Origin of the sequence: Desulfurella sp., from assembly GCF_023256235.1 — a bacterium.
In the GTDB taxonomy this organism is placed as follows: domain Bacteria; phylum Campylobacterota_A; class Desulfurellia; order Desulfurellales; family Desulfurellaceae; genus Desulfurella.
The window spans coordinates 38,346-50,831 of record NZ_JAGDWY010000011.1; the positions used below are offsets into that span (position 1 = coordinate 38,346).

Here is a 12,486-nt window from a genome sequence, read left to right on the forward strand (position 1 = left end):
TTATTGAACTCCTCAATAACATTTTTCCTTGCTTTTTCGATAAAATCTTGAAAGACCTTTGTATCCAGTTCCTGCACCTTTTCTGCTATTTTGTATTGTAACGATTGTATACCATACTTAAAATGGTCATCTATGATTCTGCCATAATTCTCGGTCAGGAATGATTTGAGGGATTTTACTCCAAATTCTACTATACTTGAGAAAATTTCTTGCCGCTTATCCTCAGGGTAAGAAATTAAGAAATCAATAACTTCTTTGTTTGAAATTTTAATTAATGGTATTTCTTTAGGCTTGTTGGAAAGCAATTGTTCTATTGTGCGATCTTCGATTCTATTTGGTAAATCTTTTTTTGTAAGCGCAAATACTGCTGGCAGTCTTTTTATTTTCATAAATTCTCGGTAATATTTGTACATATTGGAAATGGATTCTTTGTTTGTTATATCTCCAAGTACTATTAAGGCAAGAGCATTTTTTTCTAATATATCATATATGAATTTAAATCTTTCTTGGCCTGGTGTTGCATAAATATGTATTATAATTTCTTTATCTATTGTTATCACACCAAAATCAATAGCTACAGTTGTAAAATTTTTTATATCTTTTAACCCTTCTTCTGTAACCGGTTTATCAGTTGTAATTGGATCAATTTCGCTTATACATTTAATAAATTCTGTTTTGCCTGAATTAAAACTTCCTGTAACAATAATTTTATAAATAGCCATTAATCATAAACCTCTAATCTTATCCAAAATTTTATGCAGGACACTTTTTTTTATTCTTACATCGAATTTATTTGTTGATTCTTGATCAGATGAGAGATCAATTATCCTTAACATGTACATTATTACGATATTTTGTAAAATTCTTATATCATAACCATATCGTCTTAGAATTTTATCTATGCTAATATCAGAATTATTCATCAACCAATCAATATCAAAATTACTACCAGGCAGCAAAGAACTCTTTACTGCATAAAGCGGCGCTTTTACAGTTACAATATTCCTATCTTTGGGAAGCAAAGACATAAGGTGTTCTTTATTTTCAATTTTCTTTATCCCTTCCCAAACAAAATTTTTTAAGCTAAGTCTTGGAGTTTTTTCATTTGATATATTTGATAAATCGGATATTTCTATAATGTCTTGAGCAACATAAAGTGTTGGGTAATTGAATATATCATAAAAATTTTCAAAATCAGAATGTAAAAAATTTATTTCGCTGCCCACTATAAGAACTTTAAGTTGCCTATTACCAACTAAAAAACTAATTTTTTGATTACTCCTGATAGAATTTAAAAACTCACCCAACCTAACTTCCTTAAAATTATCAAAAGATATTCTTTCCAAAGTTTTGAATTTATTATTAATATTTGAAATAGCTGCAAATATTTCTTTATGAAATGATGGATAAACAATACTTACAACATCTTTTGTATTTGAGATAATGTCCGTTTCGTCTTTTAAAATGACGATAGTTGGCTTAATAAAGCCAGGCTCTAAGTTATTTGCATTTATTTTTTCTAAAAAAACTTCGGCAAGTTTTGATTTAGTAGTTAAACCTTTATGATTTCCTATTATAATTAAACTATAATTTACAATATCTTCTTTAATCTGACGTGGATCATCAACCCAATCAACAGACCATCCGTCTGTGCTTAAAATATACTGCAGTATTTTTACAAGCAAATTATCATCTAAAACTAAATAAGCTTTCTTGTTTTTATCTAATACCTTTTGCATCTTATAAGTGATTTTATATAATATATATATGTAAGTCAAGAAAATTTTTAAAATTGATAAAAAAAATATTTGTGTTATAATAAGAAATTAGGAGGTAAAAATGAAAAAATTAACTTTAGCTCATAGCCCGGACTCAGATGATGCATTTATGTTCTATGCATTAAATATAAATGCAATAGAGACACACGGATATGCTTTTGAGCAAATTTTAAGTGATATACAAACCTTAAATGAAAAAGCACTTGAAGCTGTATATGATATAACTGCAATTTCTCTTGCAGTTTATCCACTTATACAGGATAAATACGATATACTAAAAAGCGGTGCAAGTATGGGTTTTAAATATGGGCCAATTATAGTGTCAAAAAAACCTATGTCTTTGGAAGAAATAAAAAAATCAAAAATTGCAATACCAGGCATTTATACAAGCGCATTTTTAGAATTACAACTATTGCTTGGTAAAGATTTAGATATACTTATTGTTCCCTTTAACAAAATATTTGATCATGTATTAAATGGTGATGCACAGGCTGGACTGGTAATTCATGAAGGTCAGCTTACATATAAAGACTTTAATCTATATAATGTATTTGATATTGGTAAATGGTGGTATGAAAAAACAAAATTACCACTTCCTCTTGGTGTTAATTCCATCAAAAAAGACCTGGAAGATAAAAGTTTAATATCTGATATACTTCAAAAAAGCATACTTTACTCTTTAGAGCACAGGAGTGAAGCTGTAAAATATGCTTTAGAGTTTGCGAGAGGTATGGAAACCTCACTTGCAGATCAATTTATAGGTATGTATGTAAACAAACTAACAGTAGATATGGGAGAAGATGGATTAAAAGCTTGCCAGCTTTTGCTTGATGAAGCATATAAATCAGGCTTGATTAAAAAAAGTGCTAAAATAACGCTTGTATAACGCTATTATTGTGGGAGCAGGTACAAGTGGGCTTGCTTGTGCCTGTTTTTGTAAAGGCAAAACCCTTCTTATAGATAAACAATCTGCAGGCAAAAAATTATCAATTGCAGGCAATGAACGTGTAAATTTAACTAATCTTGCAGAGTTAAATGAATTTTTAAAAGCTTATACCCCAAATGGTGAATTTTTAAGAGATGCATTTAAAATTTTTTTTAGAGATGATTTAATCAAATTTATAAAAACACTAAATCTTGATATACAAATCGAAAACAATAAAATTTTTTTGAAAAACTCAAATGGAAAGATTCTTGTTAATAAACTTAAAAATTTTATATTAGATAGAAATATCCATCTGCATGAAAACGAAAAAGTTATTAAAATAGAAAAAAAAGAAACATTTTTGGTACATACTTCAAAAAATTTATACAGATCAAAAAATCTCGTCATAGCAACAGGTGGATTGGCACGTAAAAAATTAGGTGCAAGTGCAGATGGCTACATGTTTGCAAAATCCTTTGGACACACTATTGTTGCACCAAAGCCGTTTGAAACGCCTTTTTGTGTTAAAGATAACCTTTTTGATAATTTAAGCGGGGTATCTTTGGAAAATGTTGAAATAAAATACAAAAATAGGTTATTTAGAGACAATTTGCTTTTTACACATTTTGGTTTAAGTGGACCTGTTATTTTAGAAGCTTCCTGTTTTGTTAAAAATGGCGATTTAATAAGTATTAATTTTTTAGGAAAGGATAAAGGGGTCTTTTTAAATGAAATAGAAAAAGCTAAAAGCATAAAATCATTTATTAAATATTATTTACCAAGACGTTTTGTTGATAATATATCAAAAAAATTCCCATTTATTGAAAAAAATACAAACGAACTATCAAAAAAAAATATAAATCTCGCATTTGAACTACTTTGCAATTATAAAATTAATGTAAAATTGTGTGGATTTGATAGAGCTTTTGTTACAAAAGGTGGAATAAATTTAAAAGAAATCGACCCAAAAAGTTGCTCTTCAAAACTTGTAGATAATTTATTTTTTTGTGGAGAAATTTTAGACATTGCAGGTCCAATAGGCGGTTTTAATATTCAGGCAGCGTTTACAACTGGTTATTTAGTTTCTCAAAAACTTGGTAATCTACCGTTTACAAACATATAAAGCCCTATTGATACTAAAAAAATACTCATAACATATGTAATCAAATTTGTTTTCAAAAAGTTAAATGAGTTAACAAAAAAGCCCATAAATATAGATGCCAGTATAAATGGTATTCCAAGTCCAAGCGAGTATATAAAAAGCAACATTGCGCCTTTTGATAAACTTGCAGTGTTAGCTGCAATTACAAGTATAGATGATAAAATTGGTCCAACGCATGGACTCCACCCAAAAGCAAAGAAAATACCAACCAAAAATGAAGTAAATAGATTTACACTTTTTACTTCAACATTAATGCGTAAAAATTTATAAATAAAATCTATTTTAAAAACATACAAAATTCCAGATATTATTATTAAAATGCCAGAAATTTTAGCAAGTAAAATTTTATTTGTTACTATTATTGTTCCTATATAGCTTGCACTTGTACCCATAAGGGTAAAAATTATACTAAAACCTAAAACAAAAGCTATTGAGTTTAAAATTGCTTTTTTGTAAACATTTTTATCTTTTGAATCCTTAAGCTCTTTTACGGTTACGCCCGATATATATGATATATAAATCGGTATCAATGGTAAAATACATGGGCTAATAAAAGACAGAAGTCCGCCAAAAAATGCGCTAAAATACATCACACCCTCCCAAAAAGATTATTAAAAAACATTTTTATTGGATTGTCAATAAGTTTAATGTTTTGAGAAAAAAAGTAATTTATCAATCTTTTGATAGAAATAGAAAAACTAGAGTCAGGGTTGTATTGAATAATCGGTTTTTGGCTTTTAATTGAATTTGGCAAGTTTTTATCAAAAATAGAGTAACTTGCCATTTCCAATTTTGTATTTAAAAATTTTTCGCAAATATTGTTCATATTATTAAAAACATTTTGTGCTTCTTGTTTGTCTTTTGCCATATTTATAAACATTTTAATGTCTTTTCGCTTGTAATTTAAAGTCAATATTTTAATTGTTGCATAAGCATCGGCTATTGATGTTGGCTCAGGTGTTGCCACAATAATTATATCAATAGCATTTTTAAGAAGCGTCATAACTTTTTTTGATATACCAGCACCAGTATCAATCAATAAAACATCTGACTCAACAGATAACTCATTAAGCTCGTCTACCACTTCTTTTAAATCACTTTCCGTAGCATTGGAAATTTCTTCAATACCGCTGCCTGCAGGTATAATTTTTAAGTTTTGGTTATAGCTAACAATAATTTCCTCTAGTTTTTTTGATTTGTTTATCACATCAATTATACTATAATTTGTTTTGACTCCTAATACAATATCTACATTAGCTAATCCTAGATCTCCATCAAATAATATAACTTTTTTATTAATATTGCTTAATGCTACAGCCATATTTGCAACAATGCTGGTTTTTCCTACACCACCTTTGCCACTTGAAATTGCTATAACTTTCTGGTTTTTCTTGTTTGTATCGACCAATTCTCTTAACCTTTTAGCTTGATCGTTCATTTTCTTCCTCTTTTATTGTATTTTTAATAATAAATGAAGATATACTTAAGGGATCAGCTTTAGCTATATCATCTGGGACATCTTGTCCAAAACTAATGTAAGAAATTGGTTTTTTAGTTTTAACGGCAAAATTAAGCATTGTTCCTGGCGTGTTTGTTTCATCTAGTTTTGTTAAAAGTAAGCTATCAATTCTGAGTTTAGAAAATTTCTCATAAATTTCCATGCAATCTTCTTCTTTTGTATTTAAAGCTAAAACCAAACTAAAATGCATACCTTCTTGATCTTTAAATAAACTAAATGACTCTTCTAATCGTTTTATATCTTTTTGGCTTCTACCTACCGTATCAATAAATATTTTATCATAACCGCTAAATTCATTAACAGCTTTTTGAAGATCATTTTTTGTAATACAAACGTGCATTGGTATTTCCATGATTTTTGAATATGTTAATAGTTGGTCAACAGCACCTATACGATAAGTATCGGTTGTAATTATACTTACTTTCTTTTTGTTTTTTAATTTTTCAATAGCTGCAAGTTTTGCTATTGTTGTAGTTTTGCCAACACCGGTTGGGCCAGTTAGTACCACTATTTGCTCGTTAAAATCAGCTGGTTTAAAAAATTGAGATAAAAGGACAGTTAAATACTTAATAGTATAGTTTTCATCTTTTAGCTTTTCTGCATATAAATTATCATATATTGCTTTTGAAATTTTAAATGAATATTTTTTGTTGATACCTTTTTCATTCATAAGATTAAAATACTTCTGTACGGAAAAAGGTAAATTATAAATATCTACTTCACCTTCTTTTTTTGCCATATACGAAAGAGAGCTTTTCAAATTGTCGAGATCATTTTTAATGCTTTCTACAATATCTTGAAGTGGATTTTTAGTAGCACTTTTTAGTAAATTTTCCAGCTCTAAAATCTTTTTTTCCAGATCCTGTTTGGGAGTGTCAGTGGTTTGTGATTCGACCAAGCTTGCAAAGTTATTTTTTTTGCTTTCTTGCTTGTGTTCTACTGCTGCTGTTACTTCGATAACTTCTCTTTTAAAAAATGAAAAAAAAGACCCTTTTTTTATCTTTCTTGTTGATAAAATAACAGCTTCTTCTCCTAATTCTTTTTTTATCTTTCTTATGGCTTCCTGAAGGTTGTTTGCTTCGAATGTTTTTATTATCATAATTCGATTGTGCCTAAAGTTTTAATTTCAACATTATTGGTAATTTCTGAATAAGAAAGCACTGCGATTCTTGGAAAAAATTTTTCAAGAAAAGCTTTAAAATGCCTTCTTACTCTTGGAGATGTAACAATAATAGGTTCAATACCAATTTCTGCAACCTTAGCAATTTGATTTTGCGTAGATTGAATAAGCTTATCAGCAATATTTGGAGGCAGATTCATATAAGAATAACCGCTTTCTTCTTTAATATTTGCGCTTAATATACCTTCTGCACTTGAGCCAAGCAAAATTACATTTAAAACATTATTTTCATCTTTGTATTTATTTGTAATGTGATAGGCAAGGGCACTTCTTACGTATTCTGTTAACAAATCCAGATCTTTAGTGTGGGGCGCCCAATCTGCAAGTGTTTCAAAAATTGTCAGTAAATCCCGTATAGGCACTTGCTCTTTTAGGAGGTTTTTTAACACCTTATGCACCTGTCCTAAAGTTAAATACTGTCCTAATTCTTCTATGACTTTTGGATAATCAACTTTTAAGTTTTCAAGTAATTTACTTGCATCCTGGCGCGTAAATATGTCATAAATATTTCTTTTTATTAGCTCGGTTATGTGGGTAATGATGACAGTAACTGGATCAACTACGGTGTAACCTGCCAATATTGCTTCATTCTTTTTTTCCTTTTCTATCCATATTGCTTGTAAGTTAAACGCTGGTTCTTTAGTGCTTATTCCTTCTATTTGTTTTAATGGAGCAGGCGACATAGCAAGTAATTTATCAGGTTCAATCCTGTATTTACCTACTTCAATGCCTTTGATTAAAAAAATATACTCATTTTTGTCTAAAGTAAGATTGTCCCTTATTCTAATAGAAGGTATTATAACACCAATATCTAAGGCTAGCTGTTTTCGCATTAATTTTATTCTATTTAGCAAATTAGCACCTTCTGTTTCTTCCGTTAAATGTATCAAGCCGTAGCCTATTTCAAGCTCTAGTACATTAATTTTCATTGCTTCTTCGATATTTTCTTCAACTATGGGAGCTTGCGATTGTTCTTGGACTATTTTTTCTTCTTCTTCAATAGCTGCACGATTTTTTTGAGAAATAGAATAAGCTAGGTAAGCAAAAATAACTGCTAGTAGAATCAATATTATATGAGGCATGCCTGGTATTAATGCAAGAATAGCCAAAATAGCAGCAGATAAATACAAAGCTTTGTATTGTTTTGTAAGCTGGTTAATCAAATCAGGTGCAAGACTTTCTTCGCTTGAGCTTTTTGTAATTACAATACCTGCAGCTGTGGAAATGATCAAAGCAGGTAGTTGTACAACAAGGCCATCACCAATAGTAAGTACAGTGTATCTGCTAGCTGCCTCTGATAAACTCATTTTATGTTGAAGTACGCCAATAATTATACCGCCTATTATGTTAATAAAAGTTATTAAAAGACCCGCTATTGCATCGCCTCTTACAAACTTGCTTGCACCATCCATAGCTCCGTAAAAATCTGCTTCTTTGGCTATTTCCTGTCTGCGTTTTTTTGCCTCTGCTTCAGTTATTACGCCTGAATTTAAATCAGCATCTATACTCATTTGTTTTCCAGGCATTGCATCCAAAGTAAAGCGTGCTGCAACTTCTGCAACTCTACCTGCACCTTTTGTTATTACAACAAAATTTATTATTACCAATATAATGAATATTATAAAACCAACAACATAGCTTCCGCCAACAACAAAGTAGCCAAAAGTTTTTATAAATTCTCCAGCTGCATCGGCACTTTGAGCACCATGAAGCAAAATTGCTCTTGTAGTTGCAATACTTAAAGACAACCTAAATAAGGTAACAGTCAAAAGTATTGTAGGAAAAGTCGATATATCCAGTGGTCTTTGTGTATAAATACTTACAAAAAAAATAAGCAATGCAGAAGCAAAAGAAATAGTTATAAAAAAATCAAGCAAAAAAGGTGGCAATGGTACAATTAAAACCGTAAGGATAATAATTACTGCAAGAAGTATAAGGAAATCGCTAAATCGTGTAATTTGATCCATTAAACTAAGTTCTTTCTCCAAAAATTCCCCTTCCAATGCGTATAATAGTTGAGCCTTCTTGTATTGCTATACGAAAGTCATCACTCATACCCATCGATAACTCGCTCAAAGTAGAACAAATGCTTTTCTTTAAATCTTCAAATATTGATTTCATATCCCTAAAAGCTTTTCTAATTTCACTTTCTTGGGCTTGTGGCCCAATGCACATAAGACCGTATAGTTTTAGATTTTCAAAATTAACTATTCTCTTTGCAGCATCTAAAACTTCATTTTTAGAAAAGCCAAATTTTTTTGGATCATTTGCAATGTTTATTTCAAGCATAATATTAATAATTTTATTTTGAGCTTGAGCATATTTATCAAGCTTTTCTGCAAGTTCTATTGAGTCAACACTATCAATATAGTCAAAATAGCTAACTGCTTTTTTGGCTTTATTTAACTGAAGGTGTCCTATTAAATGCCACTGAATATCTAAATTGTCTGCTTTTGCAAGTTCAATTTTTTCAATTGCTTCCTGGACTCTGTTTTCCCCGAATATTTTTTGAGAGCACTCATAAGCTTTTTTTACAGCTAAATAGCTAAAGTTTTTTGAAACCGCTATTAATTTGACATTTGGATTTAAAATTTCCAATTCCTGTTTTATCTTTTTTAAGTTTTCACAAATATTTTCCATAAAAAACTCCTTTTTACGATTATACTTTTGCTTTAAAATAAGTCAATTATTTATATGGTGTATAGTTGACAAATTCCGTATAAAATAGTATAAAAACTTTGGCTAAATGCCCCGATAGCTCAGAAGGATAGAGCACAGGATTCCTAATCCTGGTGCCGCAGGTTCGATTCCTGCTCGGGGCACCAGTATTTTTAATTATGAAATGCTACAAACATGAAAACATTGATGCAGTAGCAACGTGTAGAGATTGCGGCAGAGGTTTATGTAGTCAATGTGCAAATAAATACTTTATACCTTTGTGCGATTACTGCTTTTTAAATAGAGCAAATAGAGATTATAATTTTTACAAGAAAGCAATTGTGATTGATTTGGCTTATTTTATTGTATTGGTTATATCCACAATTTTTGTTATGAAGACTTACTATTTACCCCATGCATCTAATCTTTTTATGGAATATACTTTAGATAACGATTCGAAAGAATTAGTAAATAGACTATTTAATGTGGAGCTTAAAAATCCAATTTATCTTTCTTATATTGTTATATTAGGATTCTACTGGTGGAAATACCTTTTTAAAAGAATTTCCTGGCGCATATTTTTATACGCTCATGTAATAGAAAAAGTGTTTTATGGAGCTATTATATTTGGGAGCTACTTAATTATGGCGATATTTTCGCCAATATTTTTTATTGTGATGGTTATTATTTTAACTTTTAAGATAATAAAAGACAAAAATAACATAGAGCGTTTAAACAATATGATATTTAATATAAAATCTCAAATATAATTTTTTTGAAGTGGACCTCTGCTACAATTTACTGGATTATAAAAAATGAGTTCTGTTTTGCTGAAATGCCAGCAAAACCAGTAATCCTGAAGCGTCAATTACTGTCATCCTGAAACGCAATTTTTTGTCATCCTGAGGCGTTAATTACTGTCATCCTAAAGCGTAAGCGAAGTCAGTCATCCTGAGCGTAAGCGAAGGATCTACTTTATACCACTTTAAGTGATGGAGATTCTTCGGGCGTTGCCCTCAGAATGACTAAGGGTAGTGTCATCCTGAGCGTAAGCGAAGGATCTACTTCGTGCCGCTTTAAAGTGGTAAGATTCTTCGCTTCGCTCAGAATGACGTGTGGGGGTCAAATGGTGGGATTCTTCGCACACCTTCGTGTGCTCAGAATGACGAGAAGGATGTCATACTGAAAAGTTAGCGGAAGGTGGAAGCAAAAAATTACAAATGCTATCTTTGATTACGTTTACGCTTTCTACAATTCTGTGAGATTATATTCATACTTGAACTACAAAAGCCCTAAACAGAATCTTAAAGAATTTAAGAAAAGGCGGGAAAATAAAAATAACCTTAACTTTTGATGTGAAAAAATATAGGTTTTTAAAGCAATCATTGAATTTTTAGGCAATTGAAAAATGTATAAAAATATGGTAAATAACGAAAATGATACAAAAAATTAGACATTTTAATGTTATTTTTATAGTATTAATTTTATCTTTTTTAATCTCTGGATGCTCGGGTGGCTTGAATATTTCTTCAAAATCAATCCCTAAATTGCAATCCGACTTGGCTAAAATAGATGAACCTGTTGGCGTTATAGATGAAGGTTGGCATACTGGTTTAATATTATCCACCAATGAATTAAACCAATCTTTAAGTATACTAAAAGATTGGTTACCCAAAAATACAAAGTATTTTGTGTTTGGTTGGGGCAATAGAAAATACTATATGTCATCAAACCCTGGATTATGGACAGGATTGAAAGCGCTTTTTCCATCAAAGAGTGTTATGTTTGTACAAGGATTATCCGAAAATCCCAAACAAATCTTTTCAAATAGCGTCAAAATACGTTGGATTTACCTTTCCCAAATAGAACTGCAACGCCTGGACATCTATATTTGGGATTATCTTACCAAGAATTCAAAAGGAAGGTTAATTGCCCTGAAAAAAGGTTTGAGTGGTCATAGTTATTTTTTTGCTTCTCCTGGCATCTATGATGCTTTTTACACCTGCAATACATGGACTTTGCATGCCTTGCACTTTTCAGGACTACCTATAAATGATGAAGCAGTTATATTTTCATCTCAAGTTATGTCAGAAATATCTACTTTAAAATCATTAAAACACAAAAAATGAATTATAACAAATACCAGATTTTACCTTATTAAACTTGAAATCCAATTAGTTAGTATTATTATACATAAATTAATAGATCATAGTGGAGGAAATTATGGGCAAAGTAGTTATTATTTTGGCTAACCCAAACGAAGAGGTTTTAAAAACAGGTATTTTATATGGATCTAATGCTATAAAATACAAATGGTTTGAAGATGTAAAATTTTTTGTATTTGGTGCCAGCCAAGAGATAGTTCTAAAAAACGATGAACTTTTAAACACACTTAAAGGACTCCAGGCGGTTGCCTGCAAATTTGTTGCCAAAGAAAAAGGCATTGATGGACTATACAAAGAAAAAGGTTTTAACCTGCAATATATTGGCGAGCCTTTGTCAAAGTTAATAAACGAAGGCTATATTCCAATGGTGTTTTGAAATAACTCAATTATATTACAATAAATAATTTTTTTATTTTAATAAGTCTACTTATGAAAATACTAAAATTAAAAATCAAAGGTATGGGATGTAAAAATGCTATTGTAAGGATTAACGACATAAAGCATGTGGTAATGATATGTAAAATTTATGTGCTAATCTAGTTATATAAAATTGTAACAACTTTATAAAAAAACCTGTAAAGCACTCCAATGCGTTTAAAACTATTAATTTAGCCCAGATTAGGTTAATTCTTATATTGAATTTATCTTCACTATAAGTACTTTTTTTATCAATTTTGATATTTGTATTGATTAAATAATAAAAAGGCTTAAATTAAATCTAAGATTAAAAAAGGCTAATTTGATATAGAGAACTCAAATAAAGGAATTTATGACAAACAAAAAATTAGATCTTGTTACTATCAAAATAGTTAATGGTATCAATGAGGCAAATATTATAAAAAATAAACTTGAAAGCTATGGTGTTCCTTCTTTGTTAAAATATGAAAGTGTTGGAATTGTATTTGGTTTAGAGTTGGATGGACTTGGAAAGGTTGAAATCAAAGTTCCAAAAGAATATGCAGAAGATGCACTTTTGCTTTTAGGAGAGTAAATTTATTTGCTTTTATAAATCTTTAAAACTTCTATGGAAAAGTGTAAATTCTTTTATTTTAGTGCTCCTTTTTTCATTACTTATTCTTTTCCACATACTTCATCAAAT

At 29.9% G+C, this 12,486-nt stretch carries 13 protein-coding genes and 1 tRNA gene; 7 read left to right on the forward strand and 7 right to left on the reverse strand.

All coding sequences use genetic code 11. The features are described from left to right. Both Q0C22_RS01310 and Q0C22_RS01315 read right to left on the reverse strand, forming a co-directional pair. The coding region (locus Q0C22_RS01310) for an ATP/GTP-binding protein (protein WP_291490288.1) at nucleotides 1-722 on the reverse strand (722 nt) is incomplete at its 3' end. A gap of 3 nt (nucleotides 723-725) precedes the next feature. After that, nucleotides 726-1,739, reverse strand: a complete 1,014-nt coding sequence (locus Q0C22_RS01315) for a hypothetical protein (protein WP_291490289.1) — start codon at nucleotides 1,737-1,739, stop codon at nucleotides 726-728. Nucleotides 1,740-1,839: 100 nt separating this feature from the next. On the opposite strand from Q0C22_RS01315, the gene Q0C22_RS01320 reads away from it, so the two are divergent. Beyond that, nucleotides 1,840-2,664, forward strand: coding sequence for an MqnA/MqnD/SBP family protein (locus Q0C22_RS01320; RefSeq protein WP_291490290.1), 825 nt, complete (start codon nucleotides 1,840-1,842; stop codon nucleotides 2,662-2,664). Next, nucleotides 2,657-3,826, forward strand: a complete 1,170-nt coding sequence (locus Q0C22_RS01325; protein WP_291490291.1) for an aminoacetone oxidase family FAD-binding enzyme — start codon at nucleotides 2,657-2,659, stop codon at nucleotides 3,824-3,826. The genes Q0C22_RS01320 and Q0C22_RS01325 overlap by 8 nt, the downstream gene beginning before the upstream one ends. Here the strand turns inward: Q0C22_RS01325 and Q0C22_RS01330 are convergent. Genes Q0C22_RS01330 through Q0C22_RS01350 form a run of 5 tightly spaced genes read right to left on the reverse strand, consistent with a single transcriptional unit; the run spans nucleotide 3,790 to nucleotide 9,204 of the window. Continuing rightward, nucleotides 3,790-4,455 carry a cytochrome c biogenesis protein CcdA gene (locus Q0C22_RS01330; protein ID WP_291490292.1) on the reverse strand — a complete coding sequence of 222 codons (666 nt, stop codon included), beginning with the start codon at nucleotides 4,453-4,455 and terminating at the stop codon, nucleotides 3,790-3,792. The two genes, Q0C22_RS01325 and Q0C22_RS01330, sit on opposite strands and share 37 nt — an antisense overlap. Continuing rightward, nucleotides 4,455-5,303, reverse strand: a complete 849-nt coding sequence (locus Q0C22_RS01335; protein WP_291490293.1) for a MinD/ParA family protein — start codon at nucleotides 5,301-5,303, stop codon at nucleotides 4,455-4,457. Before Q0C22_RS01335 ends, Q0C22_RS01330 begins: the two co-directional genes overlap by 1 nt. Beyond that, a complete protein-coding gene (gene flhF, locus Q0C22_RS01340; protein ID WP_291490294.1) occupies nucleotides 5,287-6,483 on the reverse strand; it encodes a flagellar biosynthesis protein FlhF in 1,197 nt (398 codons plus the stop codon). Before flhF ends, Q0C22_RS01335 begins: the two co-directional genes overlap by 17 nt. After that, nucleotides 6,480-8,552, reverse strand: a complete 2,073-nt coding sequence (flhA, locus tag Q0C22_RS01345) for a flagellar biosynthesis protein FlhA (RefSeq protein WP_291490295.1) — start codon at nucleotides 8,550-8,552, stop codon at nucleotides 6,480-6,482. Before flhA ends, flhF begins: the two co-directional genes overlap by 4 nt. After that, nucleotides 8,536-9,204, reverse strand: a complete 669-nt coding sequence (locus tag Q0C22_RS01350) for a YggS family pyridoxal phosphate-dependent enzyme (protein ID WP_291490296.1) — start codon at nucleotides 9,202-9,204, stop codon at nucleotides 8,536-8,538. Before Q0C22_RS01350 ends, flhA begins: the two co-directional genes overlap by 17 nt. Nucleotides 9,205-9,312: 108 nt before the next feature. Here Q0C22_RS01350 and Q0C22_RS01355 point away from each other — a divergent pair. From Q0C22_RS01355 to Q0C22_RS01375, 5 genes are all read left to right on the forward strand, one after another. Beyond that, a tRNA-Arg gene (locus Q0C22_RS01355) sits at nucleotides 9,313-9,389 on the forward strand. Between the two features lie 12 nt (nucleotides 9,390-9,401). Continuing rightward, on the forward strand, nucleotides 9,402-9,992 hold the full coding sequence (locus Q0C22_RS01360) for a hypothetical protein (RefSeq protein ID WP_287005548.1): 591 nt from the start codon (nucleotides 9,402-9,404) through the stop codon (nucleotides 9,990-9,992). Nucleotides 9,993-10,658: 666 nt separating this feature from the next. Further along, nucleotides 10,659-11,351, forward strand: coding sequence for a DUF2459 domain-containing protein (locus Q0C22_RS01365; RefSeq protein ID WP_291490297.1), 693 nt, complete (start codon nucleotides 10,659-10,661; stop codon nucleotides 11,349-11,351). Between the two features lie 94 nt (nucleotides 11,352-11,445). Beyond that, nucleotides 11,446-11,763 carry a hypothetical protein gene (locus Q0C22_RS01370; protein WP_291490298.1) on the forward strand — a complete coding sequence of 106 codons (318 nt, stop codon included), beginning with the start codon at nucleotides 11,446-11,448 and terminating at the stop codon, nucleotides 11,761-11,763. A 393-nt stretch (nucleotides 11,764-12,156) separates the two neighbouring features. Further along, complete coding sequence (locus Q0C22_RS01375; RefSeq protein ID WP_291490299.1) at nucleotides 12,157-12,378, forward strand: hypothetical protein; 222 nt, start codon at nucleotides 12,157-12,159, stop codon at nucleotides 12,376-12,378. The last annotated feature ends 108 nt before the right edge of the window (nucleotides 12,379-12,486 follow it).